The 21709-nt window shown below is 34.3% G+C and carries 12 protein-coding genes; 4 read left to right on the forward strand and 8 right to left on the reverse strand.

What is annotated here, in order from left to right:
* Positions 1-118: 118 nt before the first annotated feature.
* The 3 genes from GKZ88_RS06420 to GKZ88_RS06430 all read left to right on the forward strand — a co-directional run bounded on the left by GKZ88_RS06420 (position 119) and on the right by GKZ88_RS06430 (position 8694).
* On the forward strand, positions 119-2779 hold the full coding sequence (locus GKZ88_RS06420) for a CHAT domain-containing protein (protein WP_155101555.1): 2661 nt from the start codon (positions 119-121) through the stop codon (positions 2777-2779).
* Entirely contained in the window at positions 2731-3168 is a 438-nt protein-coding gene (locus GKZ88_RS06425; RefSeq protein ID WP_155101556.1) for a retropepsin-like aspartic protease, read from the forward strand. Before GKZ88_RS06420 ends, GKZ88_RS06425 begins: the two co-directional genes overlap by 49 nt.
* A 108-nt stretch (positions 3169-3276) precedes the next feature.
* Complete coding sequence (locus GKZ88_RS06430; protein WP_155101557.1) at positions 3277-8694, forward strand: T9SS type A sorting domain-containing protein; 5418 nt, start codon at positions 3277-3279, stop codon at positions 8692-8694.
* Positions 8695-8750: 56 nt separating this feature from the next.
* Here GKZ88_RS06430 and GKZ88_RS06435 read toward each other — a convergent pair whose 3' ends face one another.
* The 6 genes from GKZ88_RS06435 to GKZ88_RS06460 form a co-directional block, all read right to left on the reverse strand.
* Entirely contained in the window at positions 8751-9995 is a 1245-nt protein-coding gene (locus GKZ88_RS06435; protein WP_155101674.1) for a TCR/Tet family MFS transporter, read from the reverse strand.
* Positions 9996-10241: 246 nt separating this feature from the next.
* Positions 10242-13418 (reverse strand): efflux RND transporter permease subunit, encoded by a 3177-nt coding sequence (locus GKZ88_RS06440; RefSeq protein ID WP_155101558.1) that lies wholly within the window; start codon positions 13416-13418, stop codon positions 10242-10244.
* A 91-nt stretch (positions 13419-13509) separates the two neighbouring features.
* Entirely contained in the window at positions 13510-14577 is a 1068-nt protein-coding gene (locus GKZ88_RS06445; protein WP_155101559.1) for an efflux RND transporter periplasmic adaptor subunit, read from the reverse strand.
* A 9-nt stretch (positions 14578-14586) separates the two neighbouring features.
* A complete protein-coding gene (locus GKZ88_RS06450) occupies positions 14587-15918 on the reverse strand; it encodes a TolC family protein (protein WP_155101560.1) in 1332 nt (443 codons plus the stop codon).
* A 17-nt stretch (positions 15919-15935) separates the two neighbouring features.
* The gene (locus GKZ88_RS06455) at positions 15936-16535 is read right to left on the reverse strand and encodes a TetR/AcrR family transcriptional regulator (protein WP_155101561.1); all 600 of its coding nucleotides are present in this window, start codon (positions 16533-16535) and stop codon (positions 15936-15938) included.
* A gap of 108 nt (positions 16536-16643) precedes the next feature.
* Positions 16644-17165, reverse strand: a complete 522-nt coding sequence (locus GKZ88_RS06460; protein ID WP_155101562.1) for a YceI family protein — start codon at positions 17163-17165, stop codon at positions 16644-16646.
* A 264-nt stretch (positions 17166-17429) separates the two neighbouring features.
* Between GKZ88_RS06460 and GKZ88_RS06465 the strand changes: the two genes are divergently transcribed.
* Positions 17430-18404: a polyprenyl synthetase family protein gene (locus GKZ88_RS06465; protein ID WP_155101563.1), complete on the forward strand. Its 975-nt coding sequence runs from the start codon at positions 17430-17432 to the stop codon at positions 18402-18404.
* 217 nt (positions 18405-18621) lie between these two features.
* On the opposite strand, the gene GKZ88_RS06470 is transcribed toward GKZ88_RS06465, so the two are convergent.
* Both GKZ88_RS06470 and GKZ88_RS06475 read right to left on the reverse strand, forming a co-directional pair.
* Positions 18622-20490 carry a trehalase family glycosidase gene (locus GKZ88_RS06470; protein WP_155101564.1) on the reverse strand — a complete coding sequence of 623 codons (1869 nt, stop codon included), beginning with the start codon at positions 20488-20490 and terminating at the stop codon, positions 18622-18624.
* Positions 20480-21700, reverse strand: a complete 1221-nt coding sequence (locus GKZ88_RS06475; protein ID WP_155101565.1) for an MFS transporter — start codon at positions 21698-21700, stop codon at positions 20480-20482. The genes GKZ88_RS06470 and GKZ88_RS06475 overlap by 11 nt, the downstream gene beginning before the upstream one ends.
* Positions 21701-21709 lie beyond the last annotated feature (9 nt).

The following is a 21709-nucleotide window of genomic DNA, read 5'->3' on the forward strand; positions in this document are numbered from 1 at the left end:
TATTATAATGTGGTAGATTAAACAAAATGTCATCCTGAGCGAAGTCGAAGGCTTTGTAACGAAAAAAGGTCTTCGACTTCGCTCAGACTGACAATATAATAACTAATTGTTTTTTAACATGAACTTACATCACTTATACAGTTTAATTTTCTTTTTCCTGAGCCTAAATCTTTTTGGGCAAAATCAGGAAGATAAAATATACAATGCTGTTGATAATTTCGTGACTCATCCTTCCGCGAAAGCGATACAAAATTTAGAGAATACAGAAAGTGATTTTTGGAGAAATCCGAAACCAAAAACCAAAGATGAATTGCTGGCCATTGTGGTTTTAAACTGTAATAAAGCCTATTATGAAAACCTGTTTGGACAGACTCAAAACTCCATTTCGAGTTATGAAAAAGCTTGGCAGCTTTATCAAAAAAACAAACTTTCCAACTATGATATAATTGAATTTTGCTTGAAACCTTTGGGGAATTTATATACGGTTTTGGGTGATTATGACAGTGCCGAAAACATTATAAAACAATACTTTTTTATTGTCAATACTTCCAAAAATTATCCTGATGCGCAAAAGCAAAAGTTTGCTGCGATTTTGAATTTATCTAATGTTTATCAGAGTTCCGGTAAAATTTCTTTTGCAATTGAATTACTGGAAAACACTTTAAAAGCGGAAAAATTATCGAATTCTCAGAAAGGCATTTTATGGAATAATCTGGGGAATAGTTATTTATTAAATTCTACCGGAAATTTGATGAGACCTGAAATTCATCAGAAAGCTGAAACTGCATTTCAATCTTCTATAAAGTATTTAGAAAACGAAAAAAATCAACCCGAAACTTTATCAAATTCTTATCGAAATCTTGCTTCGTTAAACAGACAATGGCAACGATTTGAGATTGCAAATTCCTATTTAGAAAAAGCCGAAAAATTATTCTTAGAAACTCCAAATCAACAACCCAGAAAACTCGCAAAACTGTATTATGAAAAGGCTTTATTACTTTTTGAGGAACGAAAATATGATCAAAGCGCAAAGCAGATTTTATCAATTTTTAAAGTTTTAATTCCGAATTACGATTCAAAAAATATACTTCCAAACCAAAATCAATTGTATGCGGAAACCGTTTTAATTGATGTACTCGATTTACAGGCAGAAATTCTTTGGCTAAAACAGCCCAAAAAAGCACTTAAGGCTTTTGATCTTTCTTTTTATATCGAAGATTTATTAATGAATTCTTTGGTTTACGAAAATTCAAAAATTATCTCCCAATTAAGATCTCGTAATCGAACTGAAAAATGCATTTCGATTTATAAAAATTTATTTGAAAGAGAAGGGAAAATTCAATATCTGGAAGAAGCTTTTCAATTATCTGAAAGAACCAAATCAGGAATTTTGCAACGTTATCGTTCGAATATTAAAAACGCTTCAGCAGAAGAAAAACAACTTTTACGAGAACTTCAAAACCTAAATAATGCTATTTTAAAAGAACAGCAAAAAGGTGATTTAGCTGCGATTTCAAAAATAAATCAATTGATAAAAAAGCAAAATGAATTAATGCTTTCGCTGAAAAAAATTCAGTCTGAAAATCAAAATTATATTCCGGAGAAATGTGATTTAAAAGCTTTATTTTCAAAATTAGAAAATGATAAAGCAGTAATGGTTTATTATTTTATGGGATTTGAGAATCAATATTTTTTTACTTTGCAAAACAATAGAATTTCATTAAATCGGCTTCCTTTTGGAGACGGAAAACTCTATAATATTGTTCATTTTATAGACTATTTCAATAATGCAAACTCGATTACAAATGACATTTCAGGCTACAATCATTCTGGAAAGGTAGCTTATGATTTATTAAACCTGCCAAACAATTCCGTTTACCAAAACCTCATCATTGTGCCCGATGGAATTTTAAATTTTCTTCCTTTTGAAGCGTTGATTACGAAAGAATCAAAGACAACAAATTTTGCGAAAATGCATTATTTACTGAATGATTTTAAAATTGCTTATAACACTTCGGCCAATATTTACCTCAACTCAAAATCGGTTTCAAAATCAGAAAAAACAGTTTTAGGCGTTTTTCCAGTTTTTGAAAATACTGCTTTTGAATTGAGTTATTCGAAGAAAGAACTGGAATCAATTCGAAGTAATTTTAAGGGAAAATATTTAGAAAATTCGGATGCGACATTTTCTAATTTTAAAAATAATGCTTCCAATTATTCCATTTTACATTTGAGTACACACGCATCGTCTGGCGATATTGAAACTCCGGCGAGCATTAAATTTTATGATCAGGAAATTTTGTATTCTGAATTGTATAATCTGCATATTAATCCAGATTTAGTGGTTTTAAGTGCCTGCGAAACTGGAATTGGAAAATTGTATAAAGCCGAAGGTGCGATGAGTGTTGCAAGAGGTTTTCAGTTTGCAGGTGCGCAGAATTTGCTATTTTCATTATGGAAAGTAAATGATTTTACGACTTCCGTTTTTATGTCTGATTTTTATAAAAACATTAAAAATAATGCTTCCTATTTTGAGGCAAATGCAAATGCAAAACTCGATTACTTGAATGACAAATCAATTCCGAATGCCAAGAAATCACCATATTACTGGAGTTCTTTTGTATATTATGGGTCGATTTCAAAAGAAGAGCAATCTGGAAATTATATCTATTATGTAATTAGTTTATTGGCTTTAATTGGCTTATTTTTGATATTCAATCGGTATCAAAAATGGAAAATCTTCACGAGGTTCTCAGAGAAAAGGGCTATAAAAAAATAAAATTCAAAGTTACCAAAACACAGCATCTTGCTATAAAAGCAAAAGTCAATGGCATTGCGGGAAATTTCATTTTAGATACGGGAGCTTCTAATTCCTGCGTTGGTTTTGAAAGCATTGAGCGTTTTGAATTGGCTGCAAAAAAATCAAAAACAAAAGCATCTGGCGCTGGCGGCACGGGAATGAAAACTCAAATTTCATCGGAAAATAAATTGCAGTTAGGAAGCTGGAAAAACAAAGATTTCAGCATTGTTATTTTTGATTTATCGCACGTAAATCAAGCTTTGGAATCGCATAAAGCAAAACCTGTCCACGGAATAATTGGTGCTGATGTATTATTAGAAGGAAAAGCAATTATCGATTATTATAATCATTATCTGTATTTAAAATAAAAGTTTTGTTATAGGCTAAAATTATTATTAACGTTTTTACGGGAAACCGCAATTTTAACAATATTTATTCTTCTATATTTGTTAGGCTATTTTAACAAATCTATTAGTATGAAAAAAACTCTACTTTGTTTTCTTTTATTATTTACTTCTTTTATTTATTCCCAAGCAAATGATATTGTGCATTGTGCTGGCGACAATAACTTCGACTTATCTAAACAAAAAATATACCTCATTGGTAATTTAGATCCTGATCAGACTACCGTAAGTTATCATTTAAGCCTTGCTGATGCTGTCAATAATACAAATGCAATTGCGAATCCCTCAAATTATAATACCGCAGCAGTTTCTACAACTATTTATGCGAGAATTAATAATAACGGAACAATTACCACGAGTTCTTTTAATGTAAAAGTTACTCCGGCCGTAAACATAATAGCAACCAATAGCCCTATTTTATGCACCGGAAATACAGCAACGTTAACCGTTACTGTTTCGGGAGGAAGCGGGCAGTATTTTTATTCTTTGAATGGCGCTGCTTTTGTAAGCAGTAATGTTTTTACGAATGTGGCTGCAGGAAATCATTCTATAAAAGTATTAGATGCTGTTGCTGGTTGTTCAACTACAAGTATTTATACAATAACTGCTCCAACAATCTTAAGCGCAACTACATTGATTAGCGGTAATACAGCAACTATTACAGCAACTGGAGGGAAAGCACCTTATCAATATTCTTTGGATGGAGTGAACTATCAGTCTAATAATATTTTTACTCTTAGTCCAGGAACTTACACTATAATGGTGAAAGATTCACTAGGCTGCATCACAGCGATTCAGGCAACTATTTTACCTGCTTTAACTGTATCATCAACTTTTGTTAACGAGTTTAGCTGCTCAAGGGATATGCTAACAATGGCAATTACTGCTACGGGAGGAAAAGCTCCTTACACTTATTCGCTAAATGGAGGACCTTACCAGACAAATAATTCTTATTCTGGTATATTTGCTGGCAATTATATCATAGCTGTAAAAGATGCCTTAAATACAGTAAGTTCAAAAGGAATTTTTATCGCTCCTTATTTGCCGCTTAAACTTTCTTTATCTACGACAAATACAAGTTGTTACGGAACAAACGATGGAACAGCACAAATAATCGTCAGTAACGGAAAAGCCCCATATTTATATTCAATAGATAATGGCCCATTAGTTTCAACTAATGTTTTTAGCAATTTGTCTCCATCATATCATACAATATACGTAAAAGATGCGACAGGATGCTCCATTCAATCTGACATAGTAATAGGAATGGCTAGCCCCGTCGAAATACTTGAAAGTGTGACAAATGCCGGCTTAGATAATAATGATGGACAAATCAAAATTAACGCTACTGGAGGAAAAGCTCCTTATAGTTATACTCTTGTAGATAATGTGGGAACAACATTAAAAGGCCCACAGACTTCTAACGTTTTTTCAGGTCTTTCTGCAGGTTCTTACCAAGCTCAGGTTACAGATTCAAATGGATGTTTTTACACCAGATCTAGTATAAAAGTTGTACAATCTACGCTAGCCGCTAATTTAGTTGTAAACGCTATAACCTGCGAAAACCCTAAAGGATCAATTACAATTACAGCTACTGGAGGAGTTCCTCCATATCGATATTCATTGAATGATGGAGCTTATTCTTCTGTAAATGTATTTAATGATTTAACTCCTCAAACTTACACCGTAAAAGTTAGAGATGCGCAAAATGTAAGAGTTTCTCTTTCGGCAATAGTTACTCAGTCAACTCCTTTGACACTTTCTACCGCAGTAAATATTCCAGTAAATTGTAATGGAGCTTCTACCGGAGCTATTATTTCAACTCCAAGTGGCGGAAAAAGTCCATACACCTATTCTTTAGATGGAACAGCATTTCAATCAAGCAGATACTTTTTAAATCTAAAAGCAGGGACTTACAATATTACCACTAAAGATGCTAATAACTGTATTGCAGTTAGTTCAATTACGTTATCAGAACCATCTCCTCTATCTGCAACTTACGAAATAGTTAACGATCAAAATATTTTCATTTATCCTAAAGGTGGCAGCAATCTTTACGCTTTTTACCTTACTAATACAACAACGGGGATTCAATACGGTCCTGAAACGGTAGGTACATTTACTAAATTACCTCCGGGACTTTACACTATTTTCGTGGGTGACTCTAATTGTGACTTCACCGTATCTGGAATAAAAATTGAAGCTTCACAGTCTACAGCACTATCCGCTGTTTCAAAGGTTGATCCTCTCGGATGTTTAAGTTATGCGAGAATAACTGTTGATGCAATGGGCGGCAAAACTCCGTATCAATATTCTATAAATAATGGAACAACTTATTCTTCATCAAACATATTTACTTCTCTTAATGCTGGTACATATACGGTAAAAGTTAGAGATGCTGATTTAAATACCACCACTCATACTGTTGTAATCAATCCATTGCCTTCAGCTCCTACGATAGAAGCCATTGTTAAAAATATAACCTGCCAAGGTTCAAAAAATGGGTCAATAACAGTAAAAGGAAGTGGAGGATCTGGGAAATACATTTATCGCTTAAACGGAGGAGTATCACAAAATTTTGATACGTTTTCAAATTTAGCTCCTGGAAGTTACACCATAGAAATACAGGATATGAATATTTGTAAATCTACGATGACGGTTACAATAACAGAACCACAAGCTTTAAATGTAACCGCAAAAATTGGTCTTAACCAGACTATTACAGCTACTGCAACAGGAGGTTCTGCTCCTTACTCCTACGCTCTGGAAAATGACAATGGAGTAGTAATAGCTACACCTCAAAGCAGTAATATTTTTAGTAACTTAACAAATGGTCTATACACTTTAAAGGTTATAGATGCTAATGCCTGCAGTGTTTCTGTATCTAACATAAATATGATTCCGTTTACAGCGTTATCGGCTTCTGTCAATGCGACCAATATAACTTGCAGCAGTCCAACGGGAACAATAAAAATCAATGCAACTGGCGGTATTCAGCCTTATCAATATTCATTAGATAATGGAACTTATGTTTCCTCAAATGTATTTGAAAACTTAGCTACAAAAAACTATACTGTAAAAGTTAAGGATGCACAAAACACTGTTTTAGACTTTACTACAACAGTTGCTCAAACCACTCTTTTAGCTGTTTCTGCTAACATAGAAGTTGGCATAAATTGTCCTGGCAATACTACAGGTCTTATTAAAGCCACAGCAAATGGAGGAGCAGAACCTTATGAATATTCAATTGATGGAACAAACTTTAAGTCTAATAGATATTTTCAAAATCTGGGTGCTGGCAACTACAACATTACGGTAAAAGACTACAACGGATGTCTGGCTACAACACCGACTTTAATTTTAGCAGAGCCTTCTCCAATATCTGGTACTTATAAAATTGTTAATGAAGAAAATATAGTATTAACTGGAAGTGGGGGCGATACCGACCTTTATTCTTATTATCTTGAAAATACAGCAACTGGTACTAAACTAGGATCTGATGGAACTGGTAGATTTACAAAATTAGCTGTAGGAACTTATAATGCAACAATTAGTAATTCTAAAGGCTGTTCTTTCCAAATTCCAGGAATAAAAATTGAAGCTTCGTCATCAACAAACTTAAGTGTTGCGACTTTTTCAGACCCTGTGACTTGTACCTTTAAAGGAAGGATAACCATACTTGCAAAAGGTGGCAAAGCTCCTTATCAATATTCACTAAATAATGGTGAAACATATTCCTCATCAAACATTATTGTTGGTTTAATTCCTAATTACGCTTATCCGATAGTGGTTCGTGATGCAGACCTTAACACCGTTACAGATCAAATAATAGTAGAGAATGCTTCTTCTCCACCTTTCTCTACTGCAATTGTTAAGCATGTAAGTTGTCCAGGCAATAACGATGGTATAATTAAAGTCATCCCAACTTATGAAAAAGGTCCATTATCTTACGCGTTAGACGGAGTTACAATGGGTAATTCAGACACTTTTGTTAACTTAAAACCAGGAATTTATGGCATAACAGTATATAGTCAGAATTCTTGTTGGTATTATTTCACAGCAACAGTAAAAGATGCTACCCCATTAACTGCAACTGTTACACTTGGAACAAATAATAGTATAACAGCTAACGTAACTGGAGGTTCTGCTCCTTACTCATACGCTCTAGAAAATGAAAATGGCGTAACAGTAGTTACACCTCAAACCAGTAATACTTTTACAAATTTAGTTGCAGCTCGTTACACATTAAAAGTAATTGATGCTAATAAGTGTAACGTATCCGTATCGAATATAAATATTATAGAAGTACCAAAATTAGCCGCAACTGCTACAGTAACAAATGTAAATTGTAATGCTTCTGGAGCAATAACGGTAAATGCAACAGGTGGAACGGGTCCTTACCAGTATTCGATAGATGGCGGAATTAATTACTCTTCATCTAATATTTTTGCTGGTTTAACTGCAGGTAACTACATTACCAAGGTTAAGGATTCTCAAAATACTGTGTTTAGTTTAAGTCTGGAGATAACTGCTTCGACTCCTTTACAACTTATCGCAACACTGACATCTCAACAAACCTGCTCTAGTCCTGCAACAATTCAAGCGACTGTGACCGGCGGACTGGCACCTTATACTTATGCTGTTAATGGTGGAATTTATAGCGCTTCAAATACTTTTCAAGTTAATGGCGGGACTCACGTAATTTCCGTCAAAGATAAAAATGGCTGTGTAGAAAATGTATCTATTACCGTAACAGATCCTACGCCAATAATAGCTAATATTAGTATCGAAAATCAAACGGCTACAATTATTGCATCTGGTGGTACAGGCGGTTACTTATATGCAATTTCTCCTAATTTAAATGTATTTTCAGCCAGTAATAAATTTACCAATTTAACTGCCGGCGAATATATTATAATTGTTCAGGATCAAATTGGTTGTTATGTAACATTCAATTTTACGATTAATCCACCGGCTCCTTCACTAGAAGGTAAAAATTCTATAACTATTAGTTTCAAACCAGGACAGACTTTAGCCGATGTCGTTGTTGAAGGCGAAAACATTAAATGGTACAGCACATCAGGTTCTGGAACAAGCAAAACAATCGGAAAATCAAATGAAACGCCTTTGCCTCTTACAACCGTTTTACTTGATGGTGTTACGTATTATGCTTCTCAAACTATCAACGGAATTGAAAGCAAAAATCGTCTTGCTGTAACGGCAAAAGTAAATGGTTCACTTTCGGCACCCGATTTTAATTTGACTGCTTTCCAGTTTTACCCGAATCCTGTGCAGGATATATTGACAATTAAAAACAATTCTATAATTGATGATGTTGAAATTATTGATGTATCTGGAAAATCTGTTGTCTTCAAGAAAATCAATGATCTGCAATCTGAAATTGATTTGTCAAACCTTTCTAGCGGTGTTTATCTCATGAAAGTAAAATCTGAAGGCAGAGAAAAAACAATAAAAATCATTAAGAAATAATTTTTCAAAAGCTATAAAAAAAGCCTTCATTTTAGATAATGAAGGCTTTTTCTTTTTTATTCTATCTGATCGATTTCAACTTTTGGAATCGAATGTTTTTTCAACGAAAAATAAGCAACAACGGTACTCAGCAACATTAAAAAACCGCCTAAAATAAATGGCGCTCCGGCAAATTTAAATGGCGCATCGCTATGCGTAAAAAAGTAAAATGTATTGGCCATCATTGGCGGACCGATAATTGCAGAAGCACTCATTAAACTTGTCAAAGTTCCCTGAATTTCTCCCTGTTCACTTGGTGATACTTTGCTGGCAACCACAGACTGAAGGGCTGGCCCGGCAATTCCGCCAAGACAATACGGAATCAGAAATACAAACATCATCCAACTTTCGGTTGCAAAAGCAAACAATAACATTCCGATCGTGTATAATGCTAAACCAATATAAATACTTTTTTCGTTTCCTATTTTCGGATTAATAAAACGAACTAAGCCGCCTTGTACAACTCCAACTAGCAGACCAATTATTCCTAATGAAATTCCGATCATTCTTTCATCCCATTTAAATTGATAAATGGTGAAGAAACTCCAATTGCTCTGCACTGCATGTGAACCTACATACAAAAGAAATATTGCTGAAATCAATCCGATTAATTCTGGATGTTTTTTTAAACCTAAAATTGCTCCAACCGGATTAGCGCGTTTCCAGTCAAAAGGTCTTCGGTTTTCTTTTTTAAGCGATTCAGGCAAAATGAAAAATCCGTAAAGAAAATTCACCATACATAAAACGGCCGCAGCATAAAAAGGAACTCTAGATCCGTATTGACCTAACAAACCACCAATAACTGGTCCGATTATAAATCCTAATCCGAACGCCGCACCAACCAAACCAAAGTTTTTTGCTCTGTTTTCTGCTGTACTTACATCGGCAATATAAGCAGAAGCCGTTGTGATACTTGCTCCTGTTACTCCGGCAATAATTCTTCCAATGAAAAGCCAAAGAATTGTTGGTGAAAAAGCCAACAAAAGATAATCTAATGAAAATCCGAAAAGAGAAATCAAGATGATTGGCCTTCTTCCGAATTTATCACTTAAATTTCCAATAACGGGTGCAAACACAAACTGAGTTATCGCATAAGCGAAAGTCAGCCAACCGCCAATTTTCGCTGCTTCGCTGATGTCGCCGTGAATCAATTCTTCAATCAATTTTGGAATTACAGGAATAATAATTCCCCATCCGGTAATGTCAATTAACATGGTTATGAAAATGAAACCAATCGCCGCAGATTTATTTTTTTGTAGCATCATAATTTTAGTAAAGTGATACAAATAAACATATTTTTCAATTAACAATACTGAAAACTGCTTGTAGTTTTTTCACGCACATTTAATTACGATTTAAGCAGATTAGCGCAGATCTTTACTAATTTGATCTGCTAAAATCTGCTGAATCTGCGTGAAAATTTTTTTATTCTTTCCATGAAGAACCAATAAAAAAATCCCAAACTCCGTAATGGAATTTGGGACTTTTCGTCTAAAATTAAATCAAAATTAATGGGTATGTTTCGGATTGAAACCGTCTTCACTTAATTCAGTATGCACATAATCGGCAACCATTTCAGCTTCGTAATCGATTTTTTCTCCTTTAGAGAATTTATGAATTAATTTCTCCATGATATTATAAATTACAGGAACTACAATCAAGGTTAAGAATAACGAAGAAATTAATCCTCCGATAATTACCCAAGCTAAACCATTTTTCCACTCCGCTCCTGCTCCAGATGCTAATGCAATTGGGAACATACCAAATACCATCGCAATTGTTGTCATCAAGATCGGACGTAAACGAGCGTGGTTCGCCTGAATTAATGCCGTTCTGATTGATTCTCCTGCTGCTCTTCTTTGGTTGGTGTAATCGACCAACATGATCGCATTCTTACACACCAGACCAATCAACATGATGATACCTAAAATGGTAAAGATGTTTAATGAGTTGTTTGTCAACGCCAGTGCTAGCATCGCCCCGATAAACGAAAGCGGAATAGCAAATAATACTACGAATGGATGTGCAAAACTGTCATACAAACTCACCATTACAAGGTAAACCAAAATAATAGCCGCTAATAATGCGATTCCTAAAGTACCAAATCCTTCCGATTGGTTCTCTTGGTCACCACCCCAGATGTAGTTTACTCCAGCTGGTTTTTTCAACTTATCTAATTTCACCTGCCATTGCTGTACGATTGTTCCAGATGGCACCCCAACGTTTTGTCCTTTTACCGTTACAGACGCCGATTTATCTCTACGCTCTAACTGGCTAGGTCCAGAACCTTCAGTAATATCTGCAAACTGAGACAATTTAATTTGCTGTCCTGCTGCGTTTATGAAAATCAAGTTGCTAACGTCAGTAATACTTTTTCTGTCGAAAGCATTGTATCTGATGTTGATATCGTACTCGTATTCTCCTGCTCTGTATTTACCGTCTGTATTTCCGCTAAAAGCAGTCTGCATTGTTAAACCAACCGTTTGAAGTGTTAAGCCTAAAGCAGCCATTTTATCACGATCAACTTTTACGTTAATTTCAGGGTTTCCGTCTTCAACAGTTAATTTAATCTCTGTTGTTCCAGGAATGGTGCGTAATTCTGCTTCAGCTTGTTTAGCAAAAGCCATAGCCGCTTCTGTTGATGGACCTGTTACAATTAATCCTAAAGTTGCATCTTCAGCAGTACCCAAGATACCAACCGGAACCGTTTTTACTTTTGCTCCAACTAATACTTTTTCAAGTTTACGTTTGATTTTTGCTGCGTAAACATTCGCATCATCTGTACGATCTTTTTGCTCGATCATTTTTACGTCGATCTCTGCTTTGTAAGCTGTAGCTTGAGATGCTCCAAAACCTTCAGAAGTTTGTCCTACCGTTGTAATTTGACTATGAACATATTCTTGAGCTTTTAAATACGCTTCGGCTTTTTGCGTCATGAAGTTCGTTTGTTCTAACGAAGCATCTTTTGGCATTTCAATCTGTACTAAGAACTCTCCACTATCAGAAGAAGCAAAAAACTCTCCTCCAATGAAACCTCCGCCCATTAATCCTATTGTTGATCCAAAGAACAATACTAACACAACTAAAATTGTTTTAATATAATGATCCAAACACCATGTCAATAAATGAGAAACCCAGTCAGTGAAACGTGTTAAATAGCTTTCGAAACCAAGAATGATTCTTCCAAATAAATTCTTTCCTTCAATATGCTCTAATTTCCCAAAACGAGAAGATAACCAAGGAATAATAGTAAACGAAGCTAATAATGATAACATCGTTGAGATAATTACCGTAACACAAAACTGCGTGATGATATTAGAAACCAATCCAGAACTCATTGCAATAGGCAAGAATACGACAACAATTACCAATGTAATCGAAGTTACAGTTCCACCAATTTCTGCAGTTCCGTCATAAGAGGCACGGATTCGGCTTTTACCCATTTCCATGTGTCTGTAAATATTCTCCAAAACCACAATCGCGTCATCCACAAGAATACCTACCACAAGAGATAATCCTAATAAACTCATTAAGTTCAGGGTATATCCCATCAAATAAATTCCGATGAAAGTTGCAATCAACGAAGCAGGAATCGAAACCATTACGATCAATGAGTTTCTGATACTATGAAGGAAAAACAACATTACGAATGCTACCAGAATTACCGCAATCAACAAATCATGAACAACAGAATCTGCTGCTTCAAGTGTAAAGATTGTACTGTCTTTTGCAACTTCTAGTTTTAGATCGTTTACCTTATAATCTTTTTCAAGAATTTTAATTGTTTTTAATAATTGCTCACTTACCGCAACCGCATTGGCATCAGATTGTTTTACGATTTGTAAAACAATAGCGCTTTTTTGATCTACACGAGATATTTTTTCGGCTACTTTTTGAGTATCCTGAACATCGGCAATATCACTTAAACGAATTTGAATTCCGTTTTGAGAAGAAACCACTAAGTTTCTTAATTCTGCAACACTTTTATATTTACCCGCTAAACGAATTAATATTTTTTGATTACGAGTCTGGATATTTCCTGTTGGGAAATCTAAGTTTGAAGTCAAAATATTTTGCTGTACCTGAGGAATCGAAAGCCCGTAACCTTGCATTTTAATCGCATCAAGATTTACCTGAATTTCACGCTCAGAACCACCAATAATATTTACCTGCGCCACACCTTGTACACGAGATAAAATTGGGGCCACTTTTTTGTCAATTAAGTCATAAAAGGCAGCTTCGTCCATTTTCCCGTTGGCACCAAGTGTCATAATCGGCAAATCACTCAGCGAAAATTTGGTCAATGCCGGCGTTTTTACGTCGTCTGGCAAATCACTGATGATGGCGTTAATTTTTCGCTGTGCATCATTCAAAGAAAAATCGACTTTTGCGTTTGATGTCAGCGTAATCGAAACGATCGACAAACTTTCATACGACTTTGAGTCAATCTTTTTTACGTTCTCTAAAGACGCAATCGCATCTTCTATTTTTTTGGTTACGGTATTTTCTACCTCACTTGGAGAAGCTCCAGGATAAACAGTAGAGATGGTAATAACGTTTTGTTCAAATTTTGGGATCAGCTCGTAGCCTAATTGGCTGTAGCTGAACAATCCACCAAGAGTCAGAATTGTAAACAATACAATTACCAGCGACGGACGTTTTATGGATATTTCGGCTAATTTCATATATTTTTTCTTTATGCTTTAGGCTGTAGGCAGTAGGCTTTAAGCTTTGAATTAGCTTATAGCCTATAGCTTAAGGCTTATAGCCAAATAATTATTTAATAATTTCTACTGTATTACCGTCTTGTAAGTTAATCTGACCTGTAGTAATTACTTTTTCTCCGTCAGATAATCCGCTGATGATTTCTACTTGATCTCCTAAAATTCTTCCTGCCACTACTTTTTTCAATTTAGCTACACCATTTTCAGCTACAAAAATTTCATTACTGCTTACACTTCCAACAAATGCATTTCTAGGAACAACTGTTAAGCTTTGTTTTTGCTGTTTCGATGCAAAATTTGCAGTTCCGTACATACCCGCTTTTAAGTCGTTGTTAGTATTGTTTGCAATTTCAATTTCAACCGGGAAGTTCAAACTTGCATCTGCTTTTGCAGCAATAAAAGTGATTTTTCCTGGGAAAGTTTTATCAGGATAAACACTTGCTGTAACATTGATATTATCATGTAATTTCAAGCTTGCTACTTGATTTTCGTTTACAGTAACTGTCAATTTTAATTTTGCAGTATTTACGATATCAAATAACGCAGTTGCAGGCATTCCTGTTAAGATAGATCCTGGCTCAATATATTTTTTATTGATAAATCCGTTGATTGGTGCTTTAACTTTTGTGTCACCAACATTGATATTTGCCTGAGTTAAACTTGACTGAGCATTTGTTAAGGCTAATTTTGCCTGATCTAATTGCTGTTTTGTTACACCGCCCGTTTTAAAAGCATTCTCATATCTTGCATAATCAGATTTTGCATTATTATAGACTGCCTGAGCTTGCTGAGCGTTTACATTGATGATATCCCCTCTCATTGTCAATAAAGTCTGACCTACTCTTACGTAATCTCCTTCTTTAGCTAAAACACTAATTACTTTTCCAGATTTTTCAGCAGAGAAAGTCAATTCCTGAGTTGGAGCAAAGTTTCCGTTAGCAACGAAGTCTAATGAAACTACTTCTGTTTTTACAGGAGTAACCTTTACTGAAACCGCAGCATTTTTCTCGGCTACGACATCTGTTTTTTCCTTATTTTTTTTCTTATTGTTATTTAAAACATATCCAATCACACCCAAAGCTGCGATTATGATTACGATTGTTATAATAGTTTTCTTCATTGTAATTAGTTATTTAATAAGAGTTTTTAGTTCGCCTTTTGATTTGATTAATGCCACTTCGGCAATTTTATAATTTAATACTGCTCTTGTATAATTATTTTGAGCTTCTTGATTAGCATTTTCAGCATCTAATAAATCGGTTAATGATGCTAAACCTTGCAGATAATTATTTTTTGTATTGCTCAAAATTTCACGAGCCAAACGCATATTTTCTTGTTGGTTTTGGATGGTTACTATGTTATTATCGATTTGCGCCATCGCATTTCTGTAATCCAAATCAAGAGAAAGTTTAGTGTCTTTGATATCTTCCTGAAGTGATCTAATTTCGACATCAGCTTGTCTTACTTTAGCACGAGTTCCAAATCCTGTAAAAATTGGTACGTGTAAATTCAATCCAATCGCTGCGTAATCTGACCAATACACTCCATCTGAAGGTTTTGCAAACCAAGGCAGTTGTGGACCTTGACCAATATAATTGTAACCTGCAGTTAAAGAAAGCGTTGGATAATATCCCGCTTCAACAGCTTTTTTATTGAATACTAAAAGCTCTTCTTGTTTTTTCAAAAGCAGATATTCTGTTCTGTTTTCTACGTTTGGAACCTCAGTTAAAGATGCTGGAACAGCTTCAAATTCTTCTTTTGGGATAATGATTTGAGTTTCAATTGGCATACCCATATAAAACTTCAAAGCATTTTCCTGTAATTCAATTTGATTTTTAACTTGCTGACGATCGGTATCAATGTTTGATAATTTTACGATAATACGGTCTAAATCAATTTTTTTGGCTAGACCATTATCAAATTGTCCTTTTACAACATCATGAACTTTTGTAGTATTAAAATAAGTACTGTCCAGCAACTTTAATCTTTCACGTTGTACGTATACCGAATAATAGTTGTTTGCTACTCTTTCAATAACTTGTTCTTCTGTTAATTGATCGTTGATTTGATAAAATTCACGAGTAGATTTTGCTGCTCTTAAACCTGTAAAAACAGATTGATCAAATATCGCCTGAGTTAATGAAAGCCCTGCGTTTGAAGTCCATTTTTGTCCAAATGCTGCCTGAATTGTAGTTCCTGGCTGACCAAAACCAGCTCCATCAATAACAGTTGTCTGAATTATTGGATTATGAGTTAAGTTTCCGTTTGCAGAAATCTGAGGCAACGCTCTAGAACGGATTTCCTGAATTTTGTATTCACTGTTTTCAACCTCTAATTTTGCCTTTTTGGCATCGGCTTTATTTTGAAGCGCATAAACAAGCGCGTCTTTTAAGGTTAAGGTTACTTGTGCATGGGCTGACAAGCCAAGAGAGCACAGAAGTATTACAATTATTTTTTTCATAAATTATAGATTGATGATTAAGCAGTAATTTTTTTAAGTTGTTTTTCTAATTCTTGTATTCCTTTTTCTGTTGCCATTGCTCTGGTGTGATATTCCAAAGCTTCTAATTCTATTTTTTGTGCTTCTCTTTCTGAAATCGTAGTTTCATTTATATGAAAAATCAAAGTGTAATAAAATTTCACATAGATATCAATGTTCAAATCTGCTCGATACAAGCCTTCTCTAATTCCTTTTAAAATATTATCTTTAAAATAATGATTGCATTGATCAATTTCGTGGGTCATTACATTTTGATAAATCTCCGGATAATGTTTTTTCAGCTGATAAAGAGGCGAAGTGTCTGAGGCATTCTTAAACATATCACGAAACATTTCTCTAATTTCAAAATTCTCATGAATTGCATTATGTTGTTTCTCTACAATGGTATCAATAACTTCATGTACCTGTTTATGAACCATGGATGTACTCTCTTCAATTAAAACTTCTTTATTGCAGAAATATTTGTAGATCGTTTTTTTCGAAATACACATTTCTCCTGCAATATCATCCATCGTAACACTTTTAAAACCGAGTCTTAAAAACAACTCACTCGCTTTTGATATGATTTTCTCTTTCATTTTGATTGTCAGATTGTTATTATAAATATACTTAGAAAACCGAAGCCACAAAAACAGTTTCTATTATATTTGTAATAATTTTACATTATTATATTCATTGTGTAGGATTTATATGCTGAATTCTAAGTTGGCAATAAGTTTAATATCTCTTCCAAGTGCCAGACCTCCGTTATGATTAAATGAATTATAATCCAGACCAAAATCTTGACGCTTGATATCTCCTTTAATTTCAAAAGCAACTTTTTTCTCGCCGTTGTAGGTATTAACACCAATAAATTCTGCATCAAGCTCTACAACTTTGGTCACATCTTTTATGGTTAAATCACCTTTAAAAAAATTGATATTATTATTTACTTTTTGAAAAGAAGTCGATTTAAAACTAATAATAGGATGCTCATCTACATCAAAAAAATCCTGAAGCTGAAGGTTGGTATCAATTTGCTGGAAGATTTCATTTTTATTATTAATATCAAATGAAAACTCTACTGATGCATCTTCAATTTCATTGTCTTCAATGTTCACATAACCGCCAAATTTATTTGTTGTGCCTCCTAAATAAGCAATTATCGAATGTCTCATTTTTATTAAAACATCTGATTGTGTCGAATCTAAAGTCCAAGTTGTCTTCATAAATACCTGATTTTACTGAGCTTATAAATGGCTCAAATTCTTAAGGAAACTTTTTTAGTGTTCTAAGTTTCCGATTATGGGTGCAAATATATACAGGAAACTCTGAAAACCAAAAAAGTTTCCAAGTTTTTTTAATTTTTTTTTGACATATTATTTTAATTTCATTTAAAGCATCATTAAATGTTTCTCAGCATTTCATCTTTAGAAAGCAATAATTCATAATTGAATTGTATCTTTGAGCCTCGTAAATCAGAATTTCATTTTATGCACGATATAAGTCAGTACCAAGATTTTTTTATTAGTTACTTAAAAAACCAACACATACAAAAAGAGCCTAAAAATCTTTATGAGCCTATTGAATATATTTTAGGACTTGGCGGAAAAAGAATGCGTCCGGTGCTGACATTAATGGCTTCAGAAGTTTTTGATGCCGATTATAAAGTAGCGCTTCCGGCTGCAATGGCGGTTGAAGTTTTCCATAATTTCTCTCTAGTTCACGATGATATTATGGATGACGCTCCACTGCGAAGAGGAGAAGAAACCGTTCATGAAAAATGGAATATCAATACCGGAATTTTATCTGGTGATGCCATGCTGATTTTGGCTTATCAATATTTTGAGCAATATGAGCCGGCTGTTTTTAGAGACTTGGCCAAATTATTCAGCAAAACGGCACTTGAAGTTTGCGAAGGCCAGCAATGGGATGTTGATTTTGAAGAAAGAAACGATGTAACCATTCCAGAATATCTGAAAATGATTGAATACAAAACCGCCGTTTTGGTTGCAGCTGCAATGAAAATGGGTGCCATTGTGGCCAAAACTTCAGAAAAAGAAGGTGATTTAATTTACGATTTCGGACTAAATTTAGGTTTGGCTTTTCAATTACAAGATGATTACCTGGATGCATTTGGAGATCCTGAAACCTTTGGAAAACAAGTTGGCGGTGATATTATTGAGAATAAAAAAACCTACTTATATTTAAAAGCCATCGAATTTTCGTCTCAAGAAAAAGCTGCTGAATTAGAGCAATTATTCAGTTTGCAATTAGATGACAATTCAGAAAAAATTGAAACTGCAAAAGCTATTTTTAATCAATCAGGCGCTTCACGCGCCACTCAGGATGCTATTGAAATGTATACTTTTAAGGCTTTTGATACCTTGGATAAAATGGATATTAACGCCGAAAAGAAAAATATTCTGAGAACTTTTGGTGAGAATTTAATGGGAAGAAAAGTTTAGTTCATAAAGGGCTTCGACTTCGCTCAGCCTGACATTTTGAGTGTCATCCTGAGCGAAGTCGAAGGCTTATGAAACAGTAAACCCGATAGATTTTAAAAACCTGTCGGGTTTGTCATTTACAGTATCATCTAAAAGGGCTTCGACTTCGCTCAGCCTGACAAACGTTATTATAGAACGGAGTTTCATCCTGAGCGATCCCGAGGCTTCGGGAGAAGGCTTATGAAAACAAATCATCAGGATCAACTAAATCTGATAGTTTTTGTTTTAAATCGTCTTCTAAAATCGTTAATCCATATTGGTAAGAAGCGTTCATCCAGCCAAAACCTTCTTCGGTTATGTAATCGAATTCCGTTCCTACGTTTCCGTATTCTGCGAAAATTTTGTGCGAACTAATCGATAAATCAAACTTCTCTGGAATTGTTCCGTTATAATCAACCGCATTTCTGGTAATTAACCAAAGCCAGCGATACACCATTTCCTGGGCTTCTTTGTTGAAATTATAGTTCAGTAAACCTTCCCATAAAAGCATTTGATGTGGCGCCCATCCAAACGGATAATCCCATTGTCTTATTGGTGCATTTTCGTCAACGCCAGCAATTGATTCTTTGGTGCTTCCGGCAATTCCACCTTTCATTTTAAACCTTGGAAGCGTCTTTTTAACCAAAATTTCAGCCTGTTCCTGTGTGCTTATTTTCGCCCAAAGCGGATAAAATGTTGGCGCAGCTTCAAAGAAATGTTGCTTTTCGTTTACAAAATCATAATCCAGATAACATCCTAATTCTGAATTCCAACACATTTTATTGATTTTCTCTTTCCTCGAATTGGCTTTTGAAATCCAATATTCACTTGAAAAAGATTTGTCTTCAAAATATTGAAATTCATTTTTAAAATACTTTTTAATCAAAAAAGCAATATCAGTTTCGTATTTATAAAGCAAACTATTGATTGCAACCGTATTTAAATTGGCACAAACTCCAACCAATCTATTTGTTGTATCATGCCCACTTTCGCGCATACTTCGATCGTGAATAAAATACTTATCAAGTTCAGCATCTACAACTTCTCTTTCGAGATATTTCTTTTCAAATTCTCTCGTTGAAAGATTATATTTAGGCGCATATTGCTCCAGAATATCATCAAAATGCCCTTCTTCAACTTCAAACGGAAGTCCGATTCCTTCTGCTTTATAGCGATTTAATCCATTTGCTGTAAGCCGTTTTCCTTCTTCCATCCAAACGGTTTGATATTCTTTTATGGCGGTTTTTAAATGTCTTTCAATCCAGAAAATATCCGGATTCGACTTTTCTAAAACATCCATAATTAGCGACGTATAAAGCGGCGGTTGTGTACGAGTTAAATAATAACTTCGGTTGGCATTTAGGATTTTTCCGTAATGATCGATTTGATATTTAAAATTCTCTGCAATACCTAAAGCAAGATCAATTTTATCGTCAATCAAAAGTCCTTTGGCAATAAAATAACTGTCCCAACCGTACATTTCATTAAACCTTCCACCAGGAACTACAAACGGAACACCTGAAATTTCATTGTTTTTTATTTGAAGTGCCAAAGCTAAAATTCCGGGTTGTTTATTCAGTGAAAGCACATATTCTGGTGAAATATTTTTAGGCATTTGTACCACTTTTAACTTTGGAGTTGTAGCTTCTAATTTCTTGAAATAATCAAAAACAATTTCATCTCCAAAAGGAACATACAAATAAGCCAATTCATTTTCGATCTTATTGTCTTCCAGGATTTTCTTTACGCCATCGGCATCAATTGTTCGCGTAAGACCTTTCCAATACAGGTTTTTTATCTTTCTCGAAATCCTTTTTACAGGATCTTCGGTAATTTCATTCAGATTGATTTCGGCAAATTCGGTTTTATTTTTTTTAGCCAAAGCCAATTCCTGCAATAAATTTGAAAGCTGATAAGTTCCTTCAATAACTGCCGGATTCCCATCTTGATCGTACACCAAAAATTTCTTTGGACCATGATCATCAATCGTAATTTTTTTATCGCCATCAGTATCTTCCTGAGCCAATAATTTTTCGATGGTTTGGGTTATATGTAATTTAAATTTCATCTTTTGCAGTTATTTTTTTGAGAATAAAAAAGGATATTAATAATAAAGACATTGGAATTAAAGTAAAATAAAATGCGTTTTCCGGCCCTTCATTTTTAAACAACCAGCCTGTTATTCTGGAACCTAATGTTCCGCCAAGAGCAGAAAATATTACAATTAATCCGGTCATTGAGCTTTGTAAATTCTTTGGTAAAGCACTTAGTACAATAGAATTTAGTAAAGGATAAATTGGTGCAATAAACAATCCGATTAAAGGAAATGCAAAACCAATTAAAGGAATATCCGAAAGTGTATTGATGTTTTTAACTTCTAAGCCAACTGTTTTTGGAAGTACAAAAATCACGATCAGCATCGCCGAAAAAATACATACACTTAAAACCCAAATCCAGTTCACTTTTTTGGTTACAATCCCTGCAATCATTCGTCCAATTGCTAGTGAAATCGCCAAAATACTCGCCATCATTATACTAATATTCTCCGGTAAATGAAGCACTTTTGTATTGAATGTTGGCAACCACGAAAGAATTCCTTGTTCGATCATGACAAACAAAAAGACACTTATAACAAAAATTACGGTAAGCAATTTTGCCATTAATTTGAACATTTGCAGAAAGTCATCTTTTAGGTTTGCTTCCGCCGAAACTTCCGGTTCTTTGAATTTTACAAAAAATAAAAACAAAAATGACAGGAACGATAATGCCGCCAAAAACCAATATACATTTAGCCATGAATTAGGATCATTTTCGTTATTAAAAGCTGGAAATAAAAAATAAGCCAACGCAATCCCAACCATAAAAAAACCTTCGATACTGCTCATCAAAGCATTGTGTTCTTTTTTGGTTTCGGTCACAGTTCCAATCAAGGAATAAACCGAAACTTTGATCAAAGCAAATGAAACTCCCACGGTTGCAAAAAGAATTTTAGCATTGTCAAATGAGTTTCCAAAATACATAGAAATACAAGCCAAAGTAACCAAACCTAATCCTATTAACATCGATTTTCTATAGCCTATTCTTGGTAAAAAAGAGGCTATAAAAAAGGATACAATAGCAATTGGCATATCTTTAAAAGCTTCTAAAATACTTGCCTGAACTTCATCTACTCCATAATTTTTTTGCGATTTTAAAATCACAATTCCCACGCTGTTTAATAAAATAGCGAAGACAAAATAATTAAGATAAAGAGAGATTTTAATTCCTATGTTTTTCATTTTGTGGAT

It is taken from the genome of Flavobacterium sp. LC2016-01, assembly GCF_009711135.1.
Lineage (GTDB): Bacteria > Bacteroidota > Bacteroidia > Flavobacteriales > Flavobacteriaceae > Flavobacterium.

Excerpts from the sequence above, each read along its gene's own strand:
- GKZ88_RS06425 (WP_155101556.1), top strand. The coding sequence starts at position 2,731 with ATGGAAAATCTTCACGAGGTTCTCAGAGAAAAGGGCTATAAAAAAATA.
- GKZ88_RS06475 (WP_155101565.1), bottom strand. The coding sequence starts at position 21,700 with ATGAAAAACATAGGAATTAAAATCTCTCTTTATCTTAATTATTTTGTC.
- GKZ88_RS06465 (WP_155101563.1), top strand. The coding sequence starts at position 17,430 with ATGCACGATATAAGTCAGTACCAAGATTTTTTTATTAGTTACTTAAAA.
- GKZ88_RS06445 (WP_155101559.1), bottom strand. The coding sequence starts at position 14,577 with ATGAAGAAAACTATTATAACAATCGTAATCATAATCGCAGCTTTGGGT.
- GKZ88_RS06420 (WP_155101555.1), top strand. The coding sequence starts at position 119 with ATGAACTTACATCACTTATACAGTTTAATTTTCTTTTTCCTGAGCCTA.
- GKZ88_RS06430 (WP_155101557.1), top strand. The coding sequence starts at position 3,277 with ATGAAAAAAACTCTACTTTGTTTTCTTTTATTATTTACTTCTTTTATT.
- GKZ88_RS06460 (WP_155101562.1), bottom strand. The coding sequence starts at position 17,165 with ATGAAGACAACTTGGACTTTAGATTCGACACAATCAGATGTTTTAATA.
- GKZ88_RS06470 (WP_155101564.1), bottom strand. The coding sequence starts at position 20,490 with ATGAAATTTAAATTACATATAACCCAAACCATCGAAAAATTATTGGCT.
- GKZ88_RS06440 (WP_155101558.1), bottom strand. The coding sequence starts at position 13,418 with ATGAAATTAGCCGAAATATCCATAAAACGTCCGTCGCTGGTAATTGTA.
- GKZ88_RS06435 (WP_155101674.1), bottom strand. The coding sequence starts at position 9,995 with ATGCTACAAAAAAATAAATCTGCGGCGATTGGTTTCATTTTCATAACC.
- GKZ88_RS06455 (WP_155101561.1), bottom strand. The coding sequence starts at position 16,535 with ATGAAAGAGAAAATCATATCAAAAGCGAGTGAGTTGTTTTTAAGACTC.
- GKZ88_RS06450 (WP_155101560.1), bottom strand. The coding sequence starts at position 15,918 with ATGAAAAAAATAATTGTAATACTTCTGTGCTCTCTTGGCTTGTCAGCC.